The 23,420-nt window shown below is 52.6% G+C and carries 21 protein-coding genes; 16 read left to right on the forward strand and 5 right to left on the reverse strand.

The genetic code is table 11. From position 1 onward, the window contains the following. Nucleotides 1–52 precede the first annotated feature (52 nt). The gene (locus LSG25_RS19675; protein ID WP_232742553.1) at nt 53–973 is read right to left on the reverse strand and encodes an AraC family transcriptional regulator; all 921 of its coding nucleotides are present in this window, start codon (nt 971–973) and stop codon (nt 53–55) included. A 95-nt stretch (nt 974–1,068) separates the two neighbouring features. On the opposite strand from LSG25_RS19675, the gene LSG25_RS19680 reads away from it, so the two are divergent. The 9 genes from LSG25_RS19680 (at nt 1,069) to LSG25_RS19720 (ending at nt 8,346) form a co-directional block, all read left to right on the forward strand. Beyond that, nucleotides 1,069–1,815, forward strand: a complete 747-nt coding sequence (locus tag LSG25_RS19680; RefSeq protein ID WP_232742554.1) for an SDR family oxidoreductase — start codon at nt 1,069–1,071, stop codon at nt 1,813–1,815. A 221-nt stretch (nt 1,816–2,036) separates the two neighbouring features. Further along, nucleotides 2,037–2,243, forward strand: a complete 207-nt coding sequence (locus LSG25_RS19685) for a type II toxin-antitoxin system VapB family antitoxin (RefSeq protein WP_232742555.1) — start codon at nt 2,037–2,039, stop codon at nt 2,241–2,243. After that, nucleotides 2,240–2,620, forward strand: a complete 381-nt coding sequence (locus tag LSG25_RS19690) for a VapC toxin family PIN domain ribonuclease (protein ID WP_232742556.1) — start codon at nt 2,240–2,242, stop codon at nt 2,618–2,620. Before LSG25_RS19685 ends, LSG25_RS19690 begins: the two co-directional genes overlap by 4 nt. Nucleotides 2,621–2,992: 372 nt before the next feature. After that, complete coding sequence (locus LSG25_RS19695; RefSeq protein ID WP_232742557.1) at nt 2,993–3,349, forward strand: glutathione S-transferase family protein; 357 nt, start codon at nt 2,993–2,995, stop codon at nt 3,347–3,349. Nucleotides 3,350–4,020: 671 nt separating this feature from the next. Next, nucleotides 4,021–4,944 carry a TauD/TfdA family dioxygenase gene (locus LSG25_RS19700; protein WP_232742558.1) on the forward strand — a complete coding sequence of 308 codons (924 nt, stop codon included), beginning with the start codon at nt 4,021–4,023 and terminating at the stop codon, nt 4,942–4,944. After that, nucleotides 4,925–5,845 (forward strand): LysR family transcriptional regulator, encoded by a 921-nt coding sequence (locus LSG25_RS19705; protein WP_232742559.1) that lies wholly within the window; start codon nt 4,925–4,927, stop codon nt 5,843–5,845. The genes LSG25_RS19700 and LSG25_RS19705 overlap by 20 nt, the downstream gene beginning before the upstream one ends. 7 nt (nt 5,846–5,852) lie before the next feature. Beyond that, nucleotides 5,853–6,677: a carbon-nitrogen hydrolase family protein gene (locus LSG25_RS19710; RefSeq protein ID WP_232742560.1), complete on the forward strand. Its 825-nt coding sequence runs from the start codon at nt 5,853–5,855 to the stop codon at nt 6,675–6,677. Continuing rightward, nucleotides 6,674–7,339: an RraA family protein gene (locus tag LSG25_RS19715; protein WP_232742561.1), complete on the forward strand. Its 666-nt coding sequence runs from the start codon at nt 6,674–6,676 to the stop codon at nt 7,337–7,339. Before LSG25_RS19710 ends, LSG25_RS19715 begins: the two co-directional genes overlap by 4 nt. Nucleotides 7,340–7,368: 29 nt before the next feature. Further along, the gene (locus LSG25_RS19720; protein ID WP_232742562.1) at nt 7,369–8,346 is read left to right on the forward strand and encodes a tripartite tricarboxylate transporter substrate binding protein; all 978 of its coding nucleotides are present in this window, start codon (nt 7,369–7,371) and stop codon (nt 8,344–8,346) included. A gap of 541 nt (nt 8,347–8,887) precedes the next feature. On the opposite strand, the gene LSG25_RS19725 is transcribed toward LSG25_RS19720, so the two are convergent. Then, entirely contained in the window at nt 8,888–10,081 is a 1,194-nt protein-coding gene (locus LSG25_RS19725) for an FRG domain-containing protein (protein ID WP_232742563.1), read from the reverse strand. A gap of 1,378 nt (nt 10,082–11,459) precedes the next feature. On the opposite strand from LSG25_RS19725, the gene LSG25_RS19730 reads away from it, so the two are divergent. After that, entirely contained in the window at nt 11,460–11,984 is a 525-nt protein-coding gene (locus LSG25_RS19730) for an MltR family transcriptional regulator (protein WP_232742564.1), read from the forward strand. Between the two features lie 567 nt (nt 11,985–12,551). Here LSG25_RS19730 and LSG25_RS19735 read toward each other — a convergent pair. The 3 genes from LSG25_RS19735 to LSG25_RS19745 are packed head-to-tail and all read right to left on the reverse strand — an operon-like array spanning nt 12,552 to nt 14,457. Beyond that, entirely contained in the window at nt 12,552–13,280 is a 729-nt protein-coding gene (locus tag LSG25_RS19735) for an enoyl-CoA hydratase/isomerase family protein (RefSeq protein WP_232742565.1), read from the reverse strand. 9 nt (nt 13,281–13,289) lie between these two features. Next, on the reverse strand, nt 13,290–14,024 hold the full coding sequence (locus tag LSG25_RS19740) for an enoyl-CoA hydratase/isomerase family protein (RefSeq protein WP_232742566.1): 735 nt from the start codon (nt 14,022–14,024) through the stop codon (nt 13,290–13,292). Further along, a complete protein-coding gene (locus tag LSG25_RS19745) occupies nt 14,017–14,457 on the reverse strand; it encodes a MarR family winged helix-turn-helix transcriptional regulator (RefSeq protein WP_232742567.1) in 441 nt (146 codons plus the stop codon). Before LSG25_RS19745 ends, LSG25_RS19740 begins: the two co-directional genes overlap by 8 nt. A 260-nt stretch (nt 14,458–14,717) precedes the next feature. On the opposite strand from LSG25_RS19745, the gene LSG25_RS19750 reads away from it, so the two are divergent. The 6 genes from LSG25_RS19750 to LSG25_RS19775 all read left to right on the forward strand — a co-directional run bounded on the left by LSG25_RS19750 (nt 14,718) and on the right by LSG25_RS19775 (nt 23,385). Further along, a complete protein-coding gene (locus tag LSG25_RS19750) occupies nt 14,718–15,713 on the forward strand; it encodes a hydroxymethylglutaryl-CoA lyase (protein WP_232742568.1) in 996 nt (331 codons plus the stop codon). A gap of 51 nt (nt 15,714–15,764) precedes the next feature. Next, complete coding sequence (locus LSG25_RS19755; RefSeq protein ID WP_232742569.1) at nt 15,765–17,324, forward strand: acyl-CoA carboxylase subunit beta; 1,560 nt, start codon at nt 15,765–15,767, stop codon at nt 17,322–17,324. A 56-nt stretch (nt 17,325–17,380) separates the two neighbouring features. After that, nucleotides 17,381–18,400 (forward strand): tripartite tricarboxylate transporter substrate binding protein, encoded by a 1,020-nt coding sequence (locus LSG25_RS19760; protein ID WP_232742570.1) that lies wholly within the window; start codon nt 17,381–17,383, stop codon nt 18,398–18,400. A 21-nt stretch (nt 18,401–18,421) separates the two neighbouring features. Beyond that, entirely contained in the window at nt 18,422–19,654 is a 1,233-nt protein-coding gene (locus LSG25_RS19765; RefSeq protein WP_232742571.1) for a CaiB/BaiF CoA-transferase family protein, read from the forward strand. A gap of 101 nt (nt 19,655–19,755) precedes the next feature. Continuing rightward, the gene (locus tag LSG25_RS19770; RefSeq protein WP_232744775.1) at nt 19,756–21,381 is read left to right on the forward strand and encodes an acyl-CoA carboxylase subunit beta; all 1,626 of its coding nucleotides are present in this window, start codon (nt 19,756–19,758) and stop codon (nt 21,379–21,381) included. Between the two features lie 75 nt (nt 21,382–21,456). After that, nucleotides 21,457–23,385 carry an acetyl-CoA carboxylase biotin carboxylase subunit gene (locus LSG25_RS19775; protein ID WP_232742572.1) on the forward strand — a complete coding sequence of 643 codons (1,929 nt, stop codon included), beginning with the start codon at nt 21,457–21,459 and terminating at the stop codon, nt 23,383–23,385. Nucleotides 23,386–23,420: the final 35 nt, after the last annotated feature.

Genomic DNA, 23,420 nt, shown 5'->3' on the forward strand with positions numbered 1-23,420 from the left:
ACAAGTCGACCCAAAACGGACGTGGATGAAGTGCGCCTGAGGCTGCAGTCGACTAGGCGGCGTTCCGTGCGCGTGCATTTTGGCGAGTTTTAGCATATTGGCCAGGTGGCATGCCAGTGTGCCGGGTGAAGGCTACTGTGAAAGTGCTCGATGAACTGTATCCGACTAGAGCCGCCACCTCGGAAATCGTCTTTTCCCGCTGAAGATAGTCTCTTGCCAGTGCCATCCGCCACGAAAGCAAGTAGTCCATTGGTGTAACACCCACGGCTGTGCCGAATCTCTCAAAAAATGTAGAGCGGGATAGCGCCGATGCTTTCGCTAAACGCTCAACGGTCCATGGCTCTTCTGGGCTTTCATGGATAAGTCGTATTGCGCTTGCCAATCGGGTATCGGCGAGTGCGCGTAGCAGTCCCTGCGACGTTACCGCATTGCTCGAAGAGCGCAAGGCTTCTATCAACAAAACCTCCAGCAGACGTTCGAGGACAACCTCCTTCGCAGGTCGCTGCGAGCGCGATTCATCTATGACTAATTGAACCAGCGCAGACAGTCGACAGTCGCCCCTGATATGTACGAGTTTCGGCAGCAGCGTCAAGAGCAAAGCAGAGTCTGGTGATGTCAGTCGGCAAAGGCCAACTAGTGTTCGTACGTCTGGATCGGCCGAGAGCAAACCGTTGCGATGTTCCCCGTTTTCTAGCAATGCAGGTTCCGACTGCCACTCGTGGTCGGAAGGGATTTCGTAACTGGTTACCGAAAATTCTGACATCGAAGGAATCAGTACGAAATCGCCGGCTTCAACGACCAGTGGCGTTCCGTCAACCGTGTAGCGCATCCTCCCTTCCATGATGACGCAGCAAAATAATGGCGCATCATCGAATTTGCCACGCAGGCCCCAGCGTCCGGCACCGGTCACAATTTTCGAGTACGCCATCTTTGGCTGGAGGAAGGTTACAACAGACGTTAGAGGGTCAACCATGCCGGACTCTTGCAAACAAAATTAGGACTTTTGATTGTAGATGATTTGCATTAAGCGGACTATCGTTGTGTTTCCCTAATGTTGTGAGGATTCACATGAAAACCGTTTTAATCACTGGCTGCTCTTCCGGATTTGGACTGGAAACCGCCAAATACTTTTTGGAACGCAATTGGAAAGTCATCGCCACAATGCGTACGCCGAGCGAGGATGTTTTGCCGAAATCAGAGCATTTGCGCATCTTAAAATTGGATGTGACTGATGCAGAGAGCATCCGACATGCAGTCAAGGAAGCCGGACAGGTCGATGTCTTAGTGAACAACGCTGGTGTCGGTATGCTAGGGCCATTCGAAAGTACTTCGATGGATGCGGTACGCGAAGTGTTCGAAACGAATACGTTCGGCACGATGTCCATGACCCAGGCATTTCTACCCCAGTTTCGGGCGCGTCGAGCGGGCACTATCGTCAATGTAGCTTCGACCGTAACGCTAAAAGCGTTACCACTGCTTCCCGTCTACACTGCCAGCAAGGCAGCGGTAGTAGCATTCACTGGGTCCTTGGCGCTGGAGCTGGAGGATTTCAACATTCAGGTCGGCGTGATCCTGCCAGGTATGGCTCCGGAAACCGCTTTTGCCAGCAACGCACATGCAAGAATCGCCCAGACCTTTCCCGAAGACTACGCTGCCACCATGGACTCAGTGCTCTCTGGATTTCAGAACTACGACGGCTTGGTCACACACTCGACTGATGTCGCAGAAGCTGTCTGGAATGTTGTGCAAGGCGGTACGACTGCATTCCGCGTTCCAGCAGGAGCCGACGCGGTTGAATGGTTCAATCAGAACTAGTAGAAGTGTTAGCTGGACGGGAGGAATGCCTTGGCTCAAAGAGAGCCCTGCACTGTGACCGACCTTATCGCCCTAACGGGGTAACCACCAATCCGCTTTATGGAACTACGACCTAGCACAGCAGTGACCTGGCCGCGCCCGCCAGCTAGGGAATTACCTGTGAAAACACTAATTTGATGTAATATGATGCATATATTGATGCCAAATTAATGGGGGCAAAAATGCGAACTACCGTGACGATTGACGATGCATTGTTTGAGAGGGCGCTGCAAGTGGCCGACCCCGGCATTGAAAAGGCTGATCTTATACGTGAGGCGGTCAAGACGTATGTGCGTGTACAGTCTGCGAAACGACTCGCAGCCCTCGGGGGGGCAGCGCCACATATGCCCAACATACCGCGCCGCCGTAAAGAGCCCGCCGAAGCATGAACGGTGTATTGGTTGATACTTCGGTATGGGTTGATCACTTCCGACATGGAAATCAGGGTTTGGCTTATTTGCTGGAGCGTGATCGCGTAATGGTGCATCCTATGGTGCTTGGTGAGTTGGCCTGCGGAACGCCACCCAATCGGCTGCGTATTCTGGCCGATCTTGATAGCATACGGCACACTCAACAAGCTACCCTGAAAGAAACCGTGGACTTCATCGAAGGCGAAAAACTCTTCGGTTTAGATTGCGGGCTGGTTGATATGCTGCTCCTGGCTTCGACCATGATGACGCCACAAGCAGAGCTCTGGACACTGGACAAGCGCCTTTCAGCCTTGGCAGAACGCTTTGGAGTGATGCACCAGTCAGTCACTCACTGATACACGTAAAGCTAATGTTAATGCGCTCTACAGCCTTTCGAGCGCCAATTATCACGCTGGGTAGTTCCGTCGCACTCGTTAGATCTGCATTCTGCGAGACGCGACTGGGTTCACCTGCGGTCTTGCTTATCCCTTGTTTTCAGGGAAGACACATCCACCGTCTTACGTTCAGCGAACGGTTCGTCCTTCCTACGATTGACTGACCGGGTGGAAACGTGGCGCTTCGCGGTGACCACCGCGGGTGCCATGCGTGCATGGCTTGCGCTTGACCTCGCCGAACAATTGGAAGTCTATGTTTCGCCGGATATCAGAGCAAGATCCGGATGGTCGCTCCCTTTCGTTTACAGTACGCTGTAAATAGCGGACGTTCTGGTGCGTTTGCCAGATGAAATCTCTGCGGGCCCGCTCCTGCTGTGGGAAGGACAAATGCGTCTCTATTATCATCCGGTTTCCTCCAACTCCCGTCGTGTTCTCCTGACGGCAATCATATTGGGCGCAAAGCTAGAACTCATCACCGTTGATCTGCTCAAGGGGGAGCACAAATTCGAGGCATACCTCCAAATCAACCCGAACGGCAAGGTCCCTCTGCTGGACGATGACGGATTCCGCCTTTGGGAATCTCACGCAATCATGCAGTATCTGGCAGATAAGGAAGGCGCAGAGGTGCTATATCCCAAAGCCATTCAAGGTGTGCATTTAACAAACTCTTTCGCACATCAAGCCGCTTAGGCCTGTCGTAGAACCGAACTGCAAACAACATTACGTCACCTGGTAAAGGTTGTTGACCTGATGACCATACCGACTAATAGTAATAATGTTCCGGCTGAATATACATCGGCCGCTTGTGTCCCGATCTTAACCATTCTAGATAATGCTAGCGTACTGTCGGCGGTTTAGTTGCCCGATTGGTGTGGGAGGGCTGAATATCTCTTATTACTACGTTCGCGGCACAAGAAAAAAATTCCAAATTGAATGACGCGTCGATACCAAATTGAATTATGTATTTTAGTTAACTCATTGATTCCAAATGAGATGTGATTTCAATTCGAATGAGCTTCGACATTTTCATTGAGTTTGGAATTCTTTTCATTCAGTTTGGAACTCTCCAAAACACGTAAAGCTAATTTTGATGCGTCCTACGACCGTTTTTTTGTCTTTAGATGAGGATTCCAAGTCCGGGGATTTTGGCTTTTGGCGATGTTTAGGATCTACGGTCATACCGGTTTCGGCAGACTTTATTTCTCTCTTTCAGTAGGTCGGTCCCTTGCACTCGCTCCTCTATCAGCCTACCAGACGGCTGCAGCGTCTTAAAGAAATGTTAAGCCGAATACAAAAATTTTTCGCTTGCCACGCTTTACAGTGACGCACATCATGTGACCACTTACTTGATGGAGGAGATTATGAAAATAATACCGAAAATAGATGGTTTTGGTGCCGATGTCTTGGACTGCCCATCTGGGTTGGTAGTATCAGAAGACGACCTTGAACAGATTATGCGTGCCTGGATGAAACATTCGATTCTGTGCTTCCGCGCTGTGAACATGAGTCCCGAGGAGCACGTGCACTTTAGCCGTCGATTGGGCCCCTTGCATATCATGAGGCCGTTTAAGTTCAATCTTGACGGCTACCCCGAAGTTTTCGTGGTATCGAATGCGAACAAGGTCGATCCCTCCAAACCTGTGGTGGGCGATGCCGAAGGCGATGCTGGACTTCGTCGAGTTGGCGAGGGATTCCATACCGATGGCGAGGACAAAACCATTCCGAACGGCGGCTCCTTCCTATATGCAAGACAGGTTCCCCCTGAGCGCGGCGACACGCTCTTTGTCGATATGTACAGCGTCTATGAAGCCTTGCCTCAGAGCGTCAAAGAGATTATCGCCGGGCGGCGTGTTCGCTACAGTCGAATCGACTTGCATTCGACCCACTACCCCCTGATGGCACCACTCACAGAGGAGGAAAAGCGCGAACGGCCTGACGTCTACCATCCCTTAACACGACAACATCCGCTTAGCAGGCGCACCTCGCTTTACATTGGGCGCTGGGCTTGTGACGTTGAAGGACTACCCTTCAATGAAAGCAAAGAGCTAATTACGTTTCTTCAAGATTTTGCTAAGCACCCTCAGTTCATTTACACGCACAAATGGTCATCTGGCGATGCGGTGCTCTGGGACAATCGCTGCACACAACACTGCGCTACCGGCTTTGACGATACGAAATACGTCAGGACGATGCATAGAACTACATTGGAAGGTGAACTGCCGGTGATGGCCCAGTCTAGTGCCGGCGTACAGGTAGCACTGCTTAATGAATATTCGGTTTCTTGAAACGGCGCTGTGGCTGGCCAAGTTAAAAAGCATCAAGGCTACGGCCGAAAAGCTCTGCCTTACGCAGGCGGCTGTATCGAGCCGGATATCCAACCTCGAACAGGATCTGGGCGTTTGCCTTTTCATACGTGGGGGCGACGGCTTTGAGCCGACCTCCGTTGGCGTGACCTTTTTAGAGCATGCCGACCGCATTGTAAGTGCCCACCAGTCCTTACGTGCCTCCATGCTTGATCCGAACAAACTGGTGGGCTCATTGAGAATTGGAATGACCAGCACGTTGATTCCGACAATATTGCCGAGACTTGTAGATACGCTGCGACAGGACTACCCGAGAATCTCGATTAGCTTGAAGACCGAGCTGACCGAGAGACTACTCAAAGAACTGGAAATAGGCCGAGTCGATCTTGTTCTAGGTGCCGATAGCGAATCGGTACACGAGCGTTTCGAAAGTGTACCGTTGTGCGCATTTTCTATGACCTTTGTCGCCAGCCCCAAATTGGAACTGAAATTTGCCGATGCAGCACTTCCTGAAGAGCTAGCCCAGTACCCTATTATTGGCTATCCGCCCGGGACGCGGTCTCAACTTCGCATCGACCGCTATTTCGAAAACTGCGGCGTGTGTCCACAGATCATCCATGTGTCGAATGCGGTTCCCACCAATCTTCAGCTTGCCATATCCGGTATCGGCATCGCCGCTGTTCCCGAAGCCATCGTGCAACGGGAGATCGCCTCCGGCGAGTTGGCTCCCATCAAGCTTAAACGACCCTTCGTTTCAGTGAACTACCAGGCGGTGTTCTTGCGCGACCAAGGCCAGGGCCTAGCAAGAGCGGTGGCGGCCTTGGCGCGTGACGTCGCGGCCAATTATTGCGAATCGGTCGGCAAAAGAATTGCTTGGCAATAAAGGAGAAATGGTAGTGAAAATTTCCGTCATTCAAATGAATTCCGTTTCGGATAAAGCAGCGAATCTTGCGACAGCTGAAAGACTGACGCGCAGTGCCGTTACACAAGACACCCCCGACATGATTGTGTTTCCCGAGCACTTTGATTGGGCGGGCGGCAGCGCGCAAGAGAAGGTGGCAGCGGGCGAGCCCGAAACTGATGGCCCAGCTTATAGGTTTTGCGCCCGCATGGCCGCTGAATACGGCATCTACGTTCATTCAGGCAGCTTTTACGAGAAGGTTCCCAATCAGGAACGCGTGTTCAACACAACCGTGGTGTTCGATCCCCACGGCAAGGAGCTTGCGCGGTATAGGAAGATGCATATGTTTGACATCTTCACTCCGGATGGGCTGCGTTATGGGGAGTCCGACGCGGTGGCAGCTGGCTCGGAGATCAGCACAGCTGACGTGGGCGATTTTCGCCTCGGCCTGGCCATCTGCTACGACCTTCGGTTTCCTGAGCTCTTTCGGCGACTTGTCAGCAATGGCGCCAATGTAATCATGTTGCCCGCAGCGTTCACCTTACAAACGGGCAAAGATCACTGGGAAGTATTGTGTCGGGCGCGGGCGATTGAGACGCAAAGCTATGTGGTGGCCTGCGGTTCGCACGGACCTTTTACGCAAAATGGCGAGACGCGATATACCTATGGGCATTCACTCGTCGTCGACCCTTGGGGCCACGTTATCGCCAAGTGCTCCGACGGCGACGGCTTTGCCACGGCCCGGTTGGATATTCAGTTAATCGATAAAGTCCGCAAGGAAATTCCCTTGGCCAAACAAAAGGTGCTTCAGTGAAAAAATTCGTCCTAGAGCCCATGCCTGCTGCACTGGATCCGAAATACGTCGACATGTTATCAGCGGTGCAGACCGCTACCGTTGGCCACTTCCGTCACTGGGGATTCATGGCCCCTGACATCAAGCCAGTAAACCATACGCGCAAGATAATTGGCACTGCGGTGACCTTGTCGCTGCCCGGGCAGGATTCCACCCTACTACATCACGCCCTGACGCTGCTGCGCCCAGGAGATGTGTTGGTTATCGACCGATTGGGCGATCAAAAGCATGCTTGTCTGGGCGGCGGCGTGGCGCTTGGCGCTGTGCTAGCGGGTGCTGTGGGCGCTATCGTGGATGGCATGTGCACGGATCCCTCTGAACTCGAAGAGCTCGGTTTTCCTGTTTGGGCCCGAGGCATATCGCCCATCACCACCCGGATTTACAACATCGGGGGACAGATGAATAAACCTGTGGCATGTGGGGGCGCTGTCGTCTGCCCGGGCGACATTATCCTGGCTGATGAAAATGGTGTGCTTATCATTCCCCGAGCCGAAGTCGCTGAAGTGTCCGAAATGGCGCTGGAAAAACAGTCTCGCGGCGATAAAAACGGTGAGCAGATGCGTGGCGGCGAACGACTCGGCGACCTGTCGGGGGCGAGCAAGTATGTCCTTGAAGAAGCATAACAAACAAAACGACTATTGGAGAATATCTTATGAAGCTACGCAAAGTTCTCGCCATTGGATTAGCCTTCAGTTACTTGACATTTACCGCCACGCTCGCCCAGGCAGCGTGGCCAGAGCACCCGATCAAGATCGTGGTGCCCTTTCCGTCCGGCAATTCTTCTGACGTTACAATGCGCTTGTTGGCGGAGTTGCTCTCGCCACGCCTAGGCCAGGCCGTCGTGGTTGAAAATAAGGTCGGCGCCAGCGGTACTATCGGCACAGGTTTTGTGGCCAAACAGCCCGCTGACGGGTATACGCTGGTCATGGGCTCAACAGGTCCCTTAGCGATTGTGCCGTCGTTGCGTCCAGAAACGATGACCTATGATCCTCTTGTGAATCTGGAGCCCATAGCCGCGATTGCCTGGGCACCGCAAGTGATGGTGGTCCGATCAGATGAGCCGTTCGATACGGTGAGAGGCCTTATCAAGCATGCAAAAGAGCAAGGACAGAATCTAACCTATGGCACTCCTGGAGTGGGAACGACGCCGCACCTCGTCATCTCTAAGTTCCTGCATGATGCCGGTATCTCGGGCATGCATATCCCGTATAAAGGTGGGATGCAAAGCCTTACAGGCCTGATTGGAGGGCAGATAGACTTCATGTCTGACAACTTACCCGTTTTGGCCTCGGCCTTGCAGGGAAATCGCGTCAAACCAATCGGAGTTACGTCAGCCGAGCGTATACCGAGCCTGCCTGAAGTGCCGACCCTTGCAGAACAAGGTCTCAATGACTTCAATATGCAGGGCTGGATTCTTTTGATGGCGCCTACGGGAGTGCCGGATGAAGCAAAGCAGCGCCTTGAGAAAGAAGTTGCAGCAGTCATGCAGGATGAGAAGATGCGCGAGCGCTTATTAGGGTTAGGTCTGGTGCCAATGAGCATGCCACGGGCGCAGATTCCAGCGTTTCTGAAAGACGAGGCCCGCAAATGGAAAGAGGTTATCGAACTCACCGGGGCGAAGAAGCACTGATGGCGCATTTGTTCGGAATTCACCTCAAAAACTAATATCTGCCACGAATCTAATTGCGTGGACGAAGCCGATAAAGACAAGCAAACTGAAGGGCCGCTATCCATGCTATTCGTTGAAAATTTGAGCGAAGATGTGGATTGTCGGAAAATCCCAAACTAAGTGGTGGGAAGTTCGGAAACTTCCAAACTAAACGACTAGCGGGTTTCAATCTCAATGGCAGATCTCCTGTAAGTTGTTGATTTTTATAGGGGTGAGGTTCAAACCCAATGGAAATCGACAAATTTGTCGAACTTCTGTCGATTTTCTTTGAGTTTGGAATTCCTTTCACTCAGTTTGGAACTCTCAAAAACACGTAAAGCTAGTATTGATGCGCCCTAGAGTCGATTTTTTGCCTTTAGGTGCGTAGTTCGAATCCCGGAAATTTGGGCTCTTGGCGATGTTTATGGCCTTGCCGATTGAACCTATCACCAGTGGCCCAAACCGACCCGTTGCGGCTGTTCAGAAAGGGGGGGGAAGGAATTTCGCATGACTGCAACGTGATCTAAGCGCCGATGGAGGGGGTGTCAGCGTCATTTTTAGGCCGATTATCGCTTACTTGATCTGGTGCCGGTAGACTAGGCGTTTTCGCGACAGGCTTTGTAAACTCCATTTCGTGCCTCAGCGTCCGGCAGACACCATCCAGCCCAGGGAACATAGTGGCAGCAGTTAGCCCCATGAACGCCAGGTCTTGAAGCGCTTCAGCAGCGTAGCTGACTGGAACGTCGACGGCGTATAGAAACCGTTGACCGGAATCATGCTCCATCTTGCATAACCACTCTTCCAAATTGGCGACGTTGGTAACTAGAAAATGACCTTGCTGGGCGCGAAGTCTAGCATTATGACGTGAGGAAATTGCTAGCGAAGCAACGAACGGTTCTGGCCACGTCAGCACGACGTTGGGCGGCGACATAGAGTTCACAAACTGCCGGCTTAATGCAAAAATTCTGACATGGCTCTCATTCGTACGGTGCGAGGCATCCAAGGCATCTGAAAATGCAAAGAACGCGGCCACGTAAGGTGATTTTGTCCAGTCGAGCATTGGTGTCGGAAGACCGTGGTGCTGCGCTAGTCCAAGGACAACGGAATAATCTGCACCGTCATTCATATTTAAACGCATACTGAGTTCAGCCTCAACCTCGCTGTGAAAGCGCGCTAAAGTGTCCGCACAGTATCGCTCCATGCGATTTCGCCCTATACGGTGAAACGTTGTACTAAGTTCAAACTTGTTGCTTCCATGGCCACGAAAAAGTGTAACGTCAAGTTGCGAGTGTGCATGCGAAGCCCACTGTTTGAATCCTTGCCAATCAGGCAGGACCTCGACTTCAATACTCAACTGATGCTGCGGTGCATGAAAAGAGAGCGTACCGGCTTTGTCTGCTGTTTTCCAAGTGCCGCTGTAGCTACCGTCGCTCGCTGCGGTCAGGAGAATCTCACAGTTAGTGAGTGCTTGGCGTTCAATTGGTTGGAGCGGCGGGCAGACTAGGCCACCATTTGCTTGCGGCCTGAGCAAATTCTGAGGCACGAGTTTTATGGGTTTCGCACTTAGGTCCTCTACGAACGCAAGCACTGCAAATCGTGACTCACCTCGCGGAAGAACGGTTATCAAAAACTCGTTGGGACGATCTTGATCAATACAAAGAAGGGCTCTTGTTTCGGTTGCCAAACCTGTGAGTTCGCCAAATTGCTGATACACCATGATGTCTCCTATTCTCGGCAATCATGATAGATCACAGTCTGCAAATAGACATCTCAGAGGGTTGTCTCTGTAACACTCGCTAGTGGCTTTTCCTGTGGTACGTTTATTCCGAACGTACAATACCAGTCGTCAAGCGATCGGTCATCTTGGCTATTAGAAGGTCAGTTTTTGGCCGTTAAAAGGCCATGACCTCCGTCTGAAACCGACCGAGGCTGTGTGAAAACGCATCACGCAGCTGCCGAAGGCAGAAAGGCAGTCTCTTAGATCGGCTTAGGAGCGATTTTTCTGAGATCACTAGGAGGTCGAAGACCCCTGTTTTCATTAGTTTGGTGAGTTTTCACACAGCCTCGACCCGTTGCAGAAGTTGGTAGTTTGGCAAAGTGGACGTTCAGGAACATCGAGCTAAGGAAACGCTGATTAATTCATCCAAGTCAGCGCGCCCTAGATCGGAATGCTCTGCAAGGCCAGATTTTGACGTCAATAGTGGTGTTATTGACGTCAGAAGCCAACGCAGCAGAGTGCCCGAGATAGGGGTGCGCTGGCCGGGTTGAGCGCCGGGTTCGGCATCATGTTTGCTCCTTCGGAGCTAGCCCAATTTGCCGCAATAAGAGATTACCCAGTGCGCTCGTGTGATGATATGAAATCTTGAAATCGCCAGAGAATCTATCAAACTCGGGAGCCCCATCGCGGTTCTTTGAAATCTGAGCTGTAACCAGACCAAGTCTAATTAGGTAGTCTCTATAACTCTTCTGTAGAGCTTTAGCCTCTACTTCTTCTAACGGCGATCCGATGTATGCGGCTTTAGGTTGGAGAATATGTTCATGCAATTTCCTGAAATCTTCATCTCCGCCTATAGTGGGAACAGCATAGACGCGTAACCATATTACTTCTACATCGGTTAGGTCCCCTTTTCCTCACAATCGACTTTGGATTCGCAGTTCGGACATTCAGTAATCATGATGATCTTCGAAAAAACCAACTGTGTTTTAGGGAGATGGCTTTGAGGTATAAATTCTGCGCCTATCTCCCCAACTTCGGACAGTCATATCGCCGGAAACCGTCGTAGCTTCGGGATTTCGAAGTAAACTCAGCGACGAAGGCTGCTAACAAGACGAGAAAAGCGTTGCCGAATACACTAGCATAATATCAGCCTTGAATGTCTCCTAAGGGTAGCAACAGCCAAGGTCCACTCCTGGCCGAATGTCGTCTATCGTACCTGACTGCCAGAGACCCGGGGCAAACCTCCGCTCCCATCGATTTATTGATGCAAAGTGGACGCCCAGCTCTCAGCGATGCGCGATACTTGCTTTGAAACTCGACAGCCGTCAAGCCGCGATGGTTCAATGAGACTTCCTATCTGGGAACATCAAGGATAAACATGCCGACTCTAAAGACGGATGAACACTCAGAGATAGAAAATGACGTATTTGGCCCGCTGAATCGGCTAACGAGAACACTGCACGACCACGACGAACGTAGTCTGATCCTGTCGTTGGCCGCATTCGCGAACGAGGCCTTGGGACGGCTGATCGAAGCCTTCATGCTGCCTGTCGCGGCGAGTAAGGATTTGCTGACCGGTTTCAATGCGCCGCTGGGTACATTCTCATCGCGGATCAAGGCTAGCTACGCCCTCGGCCTAATTAATGAAGAACAGTTCAAAGATTTCGAGTACCTACGCAAGATTAGGAACGAGTTTGCGCATGCCTGGGAGCACGTGAGTCTGAAACAGGACAGGCTGGTGTCGTATGCGCGGAATATGTCCTTCAGCTATCTTGATGACGATTTCCCAGAGACAAACGCAGATAAATGCAGATTCAGCAGGCCAGTGAAAGCTTGGAACGCATCCGAACGCAGTACAACGAAGCGACGGGTGAACGCAACCGCTTCTGGGTTCGAAGGCTAGAGCTTTTCAAATTACAGTTAGGGATACTTATGTCGCAGGCGCCAAGGGAAATGGCCGAACTGATGACCCTTTTGGTAGGCGCAGAAAAACTGTCCTAATAGGCGCCAGAATGGCGCAGTCTACATATAGAAAGAAACATGGGTGCTGTAGACAAGGGCATGTGTGTGCTAGCCACTATGACCTGCTTCAAGCGGTCGAAATCAACAGGCACGACGAGTGGCTAACAACTATGGGATAACCCAAAAGCGGGACACACGGTCGACCGGTTCTGGCCGATTTCAGCCGTCCTAGATAATGTTGGCGCATTACTACGGTCTAGTTGCACGATCAGTGTGGCAGGGCTGGATAACTGTTATTACTACGTTCGTGGCACAAGAGCAAAACCAAATTGAATGATGCGTCGATACCCAATTGAAATGCATGTTTTATCTAACTCATTGATTTCACAAGAGGTGGCATGATTTCAATTTGAATGAACTTCGAGATCTCAATTTGGCCCTAGGCCAAAGGTCTAACCTTTCCCTTTTTTTAAAAGCCATTGAAGAGGAAAGGGTCATCCAGGAAACGTTAAGGCCGCATCCGATCTTCCCAGTTTTCATCGATGAGCATGCTTTCGATTGATAACAGCTCAGACGCCAGCGCGGCTCGCCTGTCTTGATCCGCCGCTGCATCGACGCAGCGCTTGGCCGCTGCAAGTGCCGATGGTGGGGCGGACATAATTGCATTGCATAGCACGGTAAGTTCGGACGAAAGCATATCGGCACTGATGAGACGACTTACCAGCCCAATCAGGCGTCCTTCGTGCGCATCGATTTCACGGCCAGTGAAGAGCAACTCTTTTGCATGCCAACGGCCGACGATAGCGGGTAGCCGTTGCGTCGCACCGATCGTCCCCATTGCCGCTTCCGGAAATTTGAAGCGTGCATGCTCGGTCGCAACGATGAAATCACATGCTGTGGCAATTTCAGCTCCTGAGCCGATTGCAGGGCCCTCGACAACGGCGACGCATGGCTTGCCAACGCTCTCGATGGTGGAGTAGGCCGCAAAAGCGAGGAGTCGTCGGGCTCTGACTCCATCATCGTCGAGGGTCGCTCGTTCGTCTATATCGGCGCCAGCGCAAAATACGGGTCCCTTGGCTCGGAGCAGGATGAGCCGCACGTCGCTGCTCGCGTCCATATCGCGAACCGCCCGGCGCAGATCAACACACATGGGGCGATTGAGCGCGTTGCGCTTTTTTGGTCGATCCAGAAAAATGGTCCCGACGCCGTTGGCGAGAGTGGTGCTGATCGTAGTCATGATATGGCGTCAGTAAGTACGCATGGCGACATTTGCGCAGCGGCCGGACTCCAGTCCTTCATCGAAGGGTATCTCCCAAACTGTGTAGAACAATTTTTTAGTGGCTTGCACTGCCTGTGACTTGTATCCTGCAATCTGGATTGCAAGCTGTGTCGCGTCGGTCAGAGCCTGCCCCGCTGTTGAAAGCCGCATGGTTATTCCCATGTCCGATGCGCGCTGTGCCGCGAGGATCTCTCCGGTAATGACCATGTTGAAAGCCAGCTTCGGCCCCAACTGCCGAGTCAGATTTGTCATAACGATAGCCGGTACGATTCCTCGTGTGACTTCAGGATAGGCCAGCGAGGCATCCTCTGCCATGACCAGCATGTCGCACGCAAGGGCTAAACCGGCGCCTCCCCCGCGCGCAGCGCCTTCTACAGCGGCGATGACGGGCTTAGACATACTCGGGAAGCACTTGTGCAGCCGCATCGTAAGATCGGCTCGCTCGTCCACCAGCTTAGCATTTTCGGGAACGAGCGTAGAAAATTCGGAAATATCAGCGCCGGCGCAGAAGGACGGGCCGACACCCCCAAGAACCACCACATCGATTTCCGGGTCGCTATCGGCCAATAGTAGGGCGTCAAGCATTCGTTGTGTAAGTTCGGTATTGAGGGCGTTTCGCCTTGCCGGTCTGTTCATTAGCAAAGTGCGCACACCGGCCTCGGTATATGTCAGAAGACAATCTTCTGAAGTGCTATCAATCAATTGAGGCCTCCTTATGATGGTTTTCTTGCAATGCTTTTTCTCGCTCGATGTCCAGCATGGCTCGTGCCTGATGGGTAAGCTTGTCGAGAACTGCGTCAAATATTTCCGCCTCTTTTTGAGTCAGGCAGGAAAGCAATTGACGATTACGTTCGGAAGCGACGGGCTGTACTGTTGCCACCACATCGTTTCCTTTAGGGGTTAGTTCTAGCACTAGCCCCCTGCCATCGTCCGGATTGCGATGGCGTGCGACGTATCCGTTATCAATCAAGGCGTTAACGGTCCTGCTGGTCAGCCCGCGGTCGAATTGCGCCTGATGTGATAACCGCGATAAAGAAAGAGTCCCTGCGGCCCATAACAGCGAGATGATCCGCCACTCATTCAAACTAAGTCCAAACCTGCGCACATATTCGCTCGCCGATGCCTTGCTGTACATGTTTGTAAGCCGGCGCAACCTGAATGAGGTCAAATCGCCCAAGGTTTGGGCTGGAGCCGGAGGTTTGTTTAAGTTTTGCTTCGGTGCCATATGAAACCTTTAATTTCCAAGCAATAACGCATCATACCGAAAGTATGTTGCATTATCAATTAAATTACTAGATAATAAATTTAATGTAAAAGGTGTGAACAGCGAGATCAACCGTTTTTTTATCAGATAATCTACCAATATAAAGAAAAATAAAAAATGGAATACAGAAAATGATATACGACACATATGATCATATTAAGGTTGATGAAAAATCTTCGGTCGATGTCGAGGTTTGCTTGTGTGAGTGTTTTGCTCGTGATGGTTTGCAGCATGAAACGCAATACATCCCGACGGAAAAAAAGGTGGCTGTGATCGAAGCATGTGCGAAGGCGGGGTTTCCTCGTGTCGAGGCAACTTCCTATTCGAATCCGGCTGTCATTCCTCAATTTGCGGACGCTTCCGACCTGTTAAAGAAGTTGTATAAGGCGCCAGGCACCTACTACAAGGCTACATGCGCGAATGCGCGAGCTGTCGAGCGTGCCGACGCAGATCGCCAGGCAGGTTTCGGTGCAAACGAGATCAGCTTCCTGGTTTCAGCCTCCAACTCACATTCATTGACGAATTTGCGTCGGACACGCGAAGATCAGTTCAAAAACATTCGCGAAATGGCATCGCTTGCCGGCAATGCATTTCGCATCATAGGAACCATCTCTGTCGCCTTCGGATGCCCCTTCGAAGGCCGCGTGTCGCGCGAGAGTGTGCTGGAAGATATTGAATCGCTGGCTCGGCTAGGCATACGTCATATAGCACTTGGCGACACCACGGGAATGGCAACGCCCCAGACTGCCCGTGGACTCTTTACGCAGGCTCAGGCGGCGTTTCCGGAAATCATATTCATTGCACATTTTCACGATTCACGAGGAACGGGCATTGCCAACTGTGTCGCGGCTCTGGAAGCGGGCGTGCGTTACTTCGATTGCGCCTTGGGTGGCGTCGGCGGCCATCCTTCCAAAGTGCGGTATGGAGGAGGGGTGACCGGCAACGTTTGCACTGAAGACTGGGTAAATCTGCTGGAATCGATGGGAGTAAGGACCGGAGTAGATCTTGATGGACTGATGCACGTTTCGGCCATGGCAGAGGATATCTTGCAGCGTCAGCTGCTCAGCAAGGTTGCACGTAGCGGAGTTAATCCACTGGCGGCAGAGCGGGCGTTTTTTAATACGTAGTGGGTACCCCCCGAGGGGCTCCTCCTCAAGCTTACAGTATCGGGAAATAGCATGGATTGGCAGAATGAAGCTAAAGAAATAGCCCAACGTCGCTTGTGGGCACGCGAGCATGGCGGAGATGAATCGCTCGCAAGATATCGGTCCAAAGGATGGAAAACCGTTCGCGAGCGCATCGATTTGCTTGTAGACAAGGGGTCGTTCCAGGAAATCGGACAACTGTCCGGTTCGGCGGTCTACGAAAATGGTCAGGTAGTGAGTGTCACGCCTTCGACATTTGTCATGGGCTTGGCCGAAATCGATGGGCGTCAGGTTTCTGTGGGAGGTGACGATTTTAGTGTGCGCGGAGGGTCAAGCGGGGGGTATCGGCCTAAAGGCGGACACAATGGGTTCTCAGGCGATCTTGCCTATGAGTACAAGATTCCATTGATCAATCTTTACCATGGAGCCGGCGGTAGTGTGTCGTCGGTCAGTAAACGTGGCTATGCCTTATACCCCGGGTCGAATTCGTCGCGCCATTTCGTCGAACTGCTGGGGCATGTACCAGTAATTAGCGCGGTGATGGGATCTTCCGCAGGCGGCCCGGCAGGACGCGCCGTACTCTCTCATTTCTCCGTCATGATCCGGGGGAAGAGCCAAGTTTTTGCGTCCGGCCCTCCTGTCGTAAAGCGTGCGCTTGGCATCGATATCACCAAGGAAGACCTGGGTGGCGCAAGTGTCGCAGTAGATAAAGCGGGCACTATCGACAATGCGGTAGATACCGAGGAAGAATGCCTGGATGCAATACGCCGTTTCTTGAGCTACATGCCCCAGAATGTTTGGGAGTTGCCGGAACGGAAAGTCGGTTGCGACTCTCCTGGGCGTGCTGAAGAGGCGTTGCTGGGCATTGTTCCAGAGAACCGGCGCCGTCCTTACGACATGAAGAAAATCATTCATATGGTCGTTGACAAGGAGTCATTCTTCGAACTTCAGCCGACATTTGGCAAATCTGTGATTACAGGACTCGCGAGATTGGATGGTTTTGTTGTCGGAATCATCGCCAATACACCGATGTCCCTCGGCGGGGCAATAGATGGGCCAGCTGCGCGCAAGCAAACACGCATGATCGATTTGTGCGACACCTTTCACATTCCCATCATCTTTCTTGTTGATGTGCCTGGATTTTGCATTGGCCCCCAGGCGGAACAGGCTGGCGCATTGCGCGAAGGAATGCGCTGTCTGCAAGCACGAATGCAAGCAACCGTTCCAATGATGAGTGTTGTCGTGCGGCGCTGCTTTGGTTTTGGAGGATTTGCTACACGGGACAATATGGGCCTGGACTTCAAAATAGCATGGCCCTCTGCACAAATCGGATCGCTTCCCACGGAAGGCGGCGTCATGGCGGCTTATCGCCGTGAAATCGAATCAGCAGATGATCCGGAATTGCGTCAGAGAGAGATCGAAGAAGAAGTTCGCCGATTGAGCTCGCCTTTTCGTATGGCGGAAGAATTCTCCATCGAGGATCTTATTGATCCAAGGGAAACCAGACCCTACCTGTGCCGGTTCATAAGAGCCATGCAGGGTCGTTTGAAAACCCAGCTTGGCCCAAAGGGGCGAGTGGGCACGAGAGTTTAGGTGGCACCAATAATTGTTTCACGTCAATGAAACAAGAACTATCACATGGAGAGACAATGAAAAAGCAAATTATGCCGCTCTTTTCGTCGAGTAGGCGCGATGTTTTGGTTCGCACAGCCACGTTGGCCGCCACGGCGGCCATGGGCTGCATCACAACACGATTGGCGTATGGGCAGTCTACGTACCCAAATAGGCCTATTCGGTTACTGGTGGCCGTCGCACCGGGTGGGCCGACCGACAACCTGGCCAGGATGATTGGCCAGAAACTGACTCAGGCATGGGGGCAGTCGGTTGTGATTGAGAATAAGCCTGGCGCCGGACAGGTGATCGGCACGGGTGTCGTGGCCAAGGCGGCACCCGATGGCTACACCTTGCTGATGACCACGAACACGCTTGCCGTGAACCCATGGTTGTTTAAAAATTTGCCATACGATGCCCAAAAGGATTTCGTTCCCATTACACAAGTGGCGTCTTCAAACCTGGTGCTCATTGTGCACCCCTCCGTCCCCGTGACTACGCTGCAAGAGCTCCTTGATTACGCCAAGAAGTATCCGGGCAAGTTGAACTACGGATCCAGTGGGCCTAGTTCGTCGTTGCGTCTTGCCGTAGAGCTGATCAAGTCCATGGCCCATGTTGATATGGTCCATGTGCCGTTCCATGGCGCCGGCCCATTGATGACTGCAATCATGGGCAACGTGGTGCAAGTTGCGGTTGTGGACGTTCCCACCGCTAAGCCGCACATTAAGTCAGGAATGGTTCGCGGAATCGCAGTCACAAACAATCATCGTGAGCCCAGCTTGCCGAATTTGCCTACGATGAGTGAATCTGGGCTTCCCGGCTATAGCGCTGAATCGTGGTTCGGCTTGATTGCCCCCAAGGGGGTGCCCAAACCGATCGTGGACCAGATTCAAGCGGAAGTCGCAAAGATCCTTCGTATGCCGGATGTTGTCAATTCACTTACAAGCCAGGGAGAAGAGCCTGTTGGCAGTTCTCCCAAGGCGTTTGCCGAGTTCGTAGACCGCGAATTGGCCAAGTGGCGCAAGGTTGTCGAAGACGAAAAAATTTCCGTCCAGTAAACATTCATGAAGGGAGTAGGTATGATTCAGGCGTCCGCACCATCAGGCCCGTTGCTCGGATACCGTGTGCTGGAGTTGTGCAGCACGATTGCTGGTCCCGTTTGCACCAGACTGATGGCCGATTTCGGTGCGGAAGTCATCAAGGTCGAACCGCTCGAAGGGGATAGCGTCCGTCAGCTTGGCTACCACGTAAACAATGTCTCGCTCTACGCAGCATCCATACTACGGAACAAGAAGGCAGTCAGCATAGACTTGAAGACGCAGCGAGGCGTCGAGCTTGTGTTGAGCCTGGCCGAACAATGCGACATTGTGGTCGAGAACTTCAGGCCAGGAACCATAGAACGGCTTGGCCTCGGGTACGAGGTTCTCTCACGGGCCAATCCCGGCCTTGTCCTGGTGCGTATCAGCGGATACGGACAGAGCGGGCCTTATCGGGAAAAGGCCGGGTATGGAGCCATATGCGAAGCTACGGCAGGCGTACGGCATATGACCGGCGACCCCGATCGTCCCCCCGCGCGGGTCGGCCTGGCCTCGACGGATTACCAGACTGCTGTATTTGCAGCATATGGCGCAGTGCTCGCTTTGCTGGAGCGTCACAAGACGGGGAAGGGCCAGGTGGTGGACGCTGCGCTGTACGAAGCGTCATTCAGCATGATGGAGTCAATCGTTCCGGCGTATGACAAGCTGAAAGTTGTCCCGGGCCGTACAGGCTCACGTCTTCAAAGTACTGCACCCAATAATCTTTATATCGCACAAGACGATACTTATGTACTGATTTCCGCAAATAACGACAAGGTATTTCGTCGTCTCTGTCAGGCAATGCAGATGCCGCATTTAATCGATGATCCGCGTTTTGCGACGGTCAAGGCTCGCGCAGAGAATATTGATGCGATCGACGAAGTGGTTGGCGCATGGGTGGTTCAGCACGGCAGCCGGGATGTGCAAACGTTTCTGGACAATTTGGGAGTGCCGGTATCTCTGGTCTATACGATAGCGGATATCTACCAAGATCCACATTATCGCGAGCGCGACATGCTGGTGACTATTGGGCATCCACAGCTGGAACACATAACATTGACCGGCGTTACTCCAAAGTTGTCCGATACTCCAGGCGCCATACATCACGCCGGACCAGCCTTGGGCCAGGATACCGAAGCTGTGCTTTCTACGATGTTGGGTATAGACGCTGAAGAGCTCGTGCAGCTTGAAAAAGATGGGGTGATTGGTATCCGTCGCGTCAAGGAACGGCATTAACAATCCAACCTGTTCGCCGCCCACCAAATTTAGCACTTTGCACGTAAGGTCGTCATGCGAAATCTTTGCGTTTCTTTGTCGCGCAATACAGGAACCATACCATGGCTTTAATTGAGTCAAACATCGTCACCTCCAGCGAGTCCTTTTGCCGGAATCGGGAAGCAATGCTCACATTGCTGCAACGTGTACGAGGCGTCGAAGCATCAACGCGGGAAGTCTCCAACGCTGCCGGGCCACGCTTTCGGGAGCGGGGCCAACTGTTGCCTCATGAACGCCTGGGGCTTCTACTCGATCGCAATGCTCCTTTCCTTGAATTATCCACGCTCGCAGGATACGGCATGGGGCGAAAACGATCAGATGGAAAGGCAGTGGCCGGGGGCGGCCTGATCGCGGGCATTGGAGCCGTTTCCGGCGTGCGCTGCATGGTCTGTGTCTCCGATTCTGGAATAGATGCGGGCGCTTTTCAGCCCAAAGGCCTGGAGAAGCAATTGCGCATCCAGGAGATTGCACTTGAAAACAAGCTGCCCTTCGTACAGTTGGTGGAAAGCGCCGGCGCCAATCTTTTGAATTATGAAGTTCAGAGCTTCGTTCATGGAGGCCAGAAATTTCGCAATCTGGCACGTTTATCGGCAGCGGGCCTGCCGATAGTAACGATTACACATGGAGCGTCTACCGCGGGAGGCGCCTATCAGACGGGCCTCTCGGACTACATAATCATGGTGGAAAATCGCTCTCGGGCGTTCCTGGCTGGGCCATCATTACTCGAAGCCGCCACAGGAGAAATTGCGACGGAAGAGGAGTTGGGCGGTGGACTTATGCATGCCACCATCTCAGGGCTGGCGGATTATCTGGCTCAGGATGATCGTGATGCCATCCGCTTGGCCCGGGAGGTTCTTGAATCGTTGCATTGGAACAAGAGGCGCCAGGTGCCGCATGCCGTCGAATTCGAACCTCCACGCTACGACGGCGGCGAGTTGCTTGGCATTATGCCGGAAGACTACCGCCAGCCCGTGGATATGCGTGAAGTCATTGCAAGGATAGTAGACGGATCATTATTCCGCGAGTTCAGTGCCTTGTACGGCCCAGCGACTGTATGCGGCCATGCGTTCATTAAAGGTTACTCAGTGGGCATCATTACTAACAATGGGCCTATCGATCCGGCGGGCGCGGCCAAGGTCACTCACTTTATTCAAGCCTGTTGTCAGGCCGATATGCCATTGATTTACTTGAATAACACTACCGGTTTCATGGTGGGGAAAAGCTTTGAGGAACGTGGCAGCATCAAGCATGGCTCCAAGATGATCCAGGCTATCGCCAATGCCAATGTGCCGCAAATTACCGTGTTTTGCGGAGCCTCGTTCGGAGCGGGAAACTATGCCATGTGCGGGCGCGGATTTCATCCCCGCTTTTGTTTTTCCTGGCCGAACGCGAAAACAGCCGTGATGGGCCCCGAACAGGCGGCAGAAACGATGACTACCGTGAATCGCGCGGCTATGTTGCGCAGATACGGAGAGGCGGATGAGGCCAAGCTGAAAGAACTCCACGATAAGGTGGTGGCGAATTTTATGCGACAAATGGATGTTTTCACAACAAGCGCCCATGTCCTGGATGACGGAGTCATCGATCCGCGAGACACACGAAATGTATTGGCACAGACTCTCGAAATTTGCCGAGATGCCGACATGCGTCAGGTAAATCCCATGCAATTCGGTGTCAGCCGCCCATAGTCCACCAAGGTGGCGAGGTCATTGCATGCCTGACATCCCGTTCCGCACTTCTTATCTATCTACAGGACTCTGTTGATGACAACTATCAGCAAGCTTTTGGTGGCAAACCGCGGCGAGATTGCCATGCGCATATTGCGCACTGCCCGCTCAATGGGCATTCCGACTGTCGCAATTTATTCCGAAGCCGATTCCGGATCGCCATATGTTGAATTCGCCGATCAGGCCGTATGCGTGGGTGCGGCCCTGCCCGCAGAATCGTACTTGAATATCAATGCCATTATCGAAGCGGCTTATCTGAGCGGCGCAAATGCGGTGCATCCAGGTTATGGATTCTTGTCCGAGAACGCAGAGTTTGCTCACGCATGTCGTGAAGCTGGGCTGATCTTCGTCGGACCATCCGAACAGGCGATACGTGCCATGGGTGACAAGGCAGAGGCTAAGCTGTTGATGAAAAAAGCCGGCCTACCTTGCATACCTGGGTACGACGGGGAGGATCAAAATCCTTCAACGCTGAAGCGCAAAGCGCAGGAACTGGGCTACCCCGTCATGATCAAAGCCACGGCGGGCGGTGGAGGCCGCGGCATGCGCATTGTGCATTCAGCTGCTGCGTTCGATGCCGCACTGGCTTCCGCGCAGTCCGAAGCACGCAATGCGTTCGGTAGCGATATTGTCATCCTGGAACGTGTGGTGACGAACCCCCGGCATATCGAAATCCAGGTGCTAATCGATAAGTATGGAAATGGAGTTCATCTCGGCGAGCGTGATTGCTCGGTGCAGCGCCGCTATCAGAAGGTGATCGAGGAGGCGCCCGCACCCGGGCTCGATCCGGATCTGCGCGAGCGCATGGGCGCGGCGTCGGTTGCTGCAGCCGTCCAGGCTGGCTATCTAGGTGCAGGAACATTCGAATTTTTAGTGGACGATTCGGGCAAGTATTACTTCATGGAAATGAATACGCGGCTGCAGGTAGAGCATCCCGTAACCGAAGCCATTACCGAACTCGATTTGGTAGAGTGGCAATTGCGCGTCGCGATGGACGAAGAACTGAGCTTTCAACAGGCTGACATAGAACTCCAGGGCCATGCAATCGAAGCACGCTTGTGTGCGGAAGACGAAGCGCAGGGCTATATGCCTCAAAGCGGTCGCATCGATATCTGGTCGCCTTCACCGTCGGTCAGGGTCGAGCACTCGCTAAAAAGCGGCATGGACGTTTCTCCGTATTATGACTCGATGATGGCCAAACTCATTGCATTCGGAGCGTCACGCGAGGATGCCCGGCGCAAGCTTGTTGCCGCCCTGCGTGAAACCATTGTCTTCGGTATCAAAACCAATCAGCAGGCATTGATTCGTTGTTTGAATGATCCGCGTTTCATTCGCGGAGGGGTGGGTACCGATTTCATGCAAACGGAGAGCGAGCCGATTGAAGCGCTGGATAAGGATATCGCAGGATTGGCGATAGCGCTTGCAGCGAGTGCTGGTTCGGATCCACTCACCTGCATTAATCGTGGTGGCGCCAATCTCTACTTATCTGATGAGGCTGAACACGTCCACACTGTGCACATTGGCCATGATGGTTCGCAAGGAATCGTTGTCACGGTGGACGATAAATCCTTCCACTTGGCGATCAAACAGCTACAAGAAGGGCGGGTCAGGTTTACCTATGATCGCTTAGAGAGCATGGCTTTCATTTTCAGCGTACATGACCGCATTTATGTTCATCTGGCCGGCCAATCCTTTTGTTTTATAGATAAAACGTACGCGCCTGCAACCAGTTCGAATAATGAGGCCTCTGACAGCCGGGTTCGAGCTGTATCGAATGGCCGCGTCGTTAATGTGATTGTCAAGGTTGCAGACACGGTCAGGCAAGGTGATGCGCTACTGACGGTGGAAGCCATGAAGATGGAATATACCTATGTAGCCCCGGTAAACGGCCACGTAGAGCACGTGCATGTGAAAGTTGGGCAGGCAGTAAGCTCTGGCAATTTGCTGTTGGAACTCATGGTTTAGCACTGCATCTTGGCAAGTACAGGACGGCATGGCTA

The sequence above is a fragment of the Paralcaligenes sp. KSB-10 genome, assembly GCF_021266465.1.
GTDB lineage: Bacteria > Pseudomonadota > Gammaproteobacteria > Burkholderiales > Burkholderiaceae_B.

What these genes read in the sequence shown, in the direction of transcription:
- LSG25_RS19675 (WP_232742553.1), bottom strand. Translation starts at nt 973, where the DNA reads ATGGTTGACCCTCTAACGTCTGTTGTAACCTTCCTCCAGCCAAAGATG.
- LSG25_RS19680 (WP_232742554.1), top strand. Translation starts at nt 1,069, where the DNA reads ATGAAAACCGTTTTAATCACTGGCTGCTCTTCCGGATTTGGACTGGAA.
- LSG25_RS19685 (WP_232742555.1), top strand. Translation starts at nt 2,037, where the DNA reads ATGCGAACTACCGTGACGATTGACGATGCATTGTTTGAGAGGGCGCTG.
- LSG25_RS19690 (WP_232742556.1), top strand. Translation starts at nt 2,240, where the DNA reads ATGAACGGTGTATTGGTTGATACTTCGGTATGGGTTGATCACTTCCGA.
- LSG25_RS19700 (WP_232742558.1), top strand. Translation starts at nt 4,021, where the DNA reads ATGAAAATAATACCGAAAATAGATGGTTTTGGTGCCGATGTCTTGGAC.
- LSG25_RS19705 (WP_232742559.1), top strand. Translation starts at nt 4,925, where the DNA reads ATGAATATTCGGTTTCTTGAAACGGCGCTGTGGCTGGCCAAGTTAAAA.
- LSG25_RS19710 (WP_232742560.1), top strand. Translation starts at nt 5,853, where the DNA reads ATGGTAGTGAAAATTTCCGTCATTCAAATGAATTCCGTTTCGGATAAA.
- LSG25_RS19720 (WP_232742562.1), top strand. Translation starts at nt 7,369, where the DNA reads ATGAAGCTACGCAAAGTTCTCGCCATTGGATTAGCCTTCAGTTACTTG.
- LSG25_RS19725 (WP_232742563.1), bottom strand. Translation starts at nt 10,081, where the DNA reads ATGGTGTATCAGCAATTTGGCGAACTCACAGGTTTGGCAACCGAAACA.
- LSG25_RS19730 (WP_232742564.1), top strand. Translation starts at nt 11,460, where the DNA reads ATGCCGACTCTAAAGACGGATGAACACTCAGAGATAGAAAATGACGTA.
- LSG25_RS19735 (WP_232742565.1), bottom strand. Translation starts at nt 13,280, where the DNA reads ATGACTACGATCAGCACCACTCTCGCCAACGGCGTCGGGACCATTTTT.
- LSG25_RS19745 (WP_232742567.1), bottom strand. Translation starts at nt 14,457, where the DNA reads ATGTACAGCAAGGCATCGGCGAGCGAATATGTGCGCAGGTTTGGACTT.
- LSG25_RS19750 (WP_232742568.1), top strand. Translation starts at nt 14,718, where the DNA reads ATGATATACGACACATATGATCATATTAAGGTTGATGAAAAATCTTCG.
- LSG25_RS19755 (WP_232742569.1), top strand. Translation starts at nt 15,765, where the DNA reads ATGGATTGGCAGAATGAAGCTAAAGAAATAGCCCAACGTCGCTTGTGG.
- LSG25_RS19760 (WP_232742570.1), top strand. Translation starts at nt 17,381, where the DNA reads ATGAAAAAGCAAATTATGCCGCTCTTTTCGTCGAGTAGGCGCGATGTT.
- LSG25_RS19765 (WP_232742571.1), top strand. Translation starts at nt 18,422, where the DNA reads ATGATTCAGGCGTCCGCACCATCAGGCCCGTTGCTCGGATACCGTGTG.
- LSG25_RS19770 (WP_232744775.1), top strand. Translation starts at nt 19,756, where the DNA reads ATGGCTTTAATTGAGTCAAACATCGTCACCTCCAGCGAGTCCTTTTGC.
- LSG25_RS19775 (WP_232742572.1), top strand. Translation starts at nt 21,457, where the DNA reads ATGACAACTATCAGCAAGCTTTTGGTGGCAAACCGCGGCGAGATTGCC.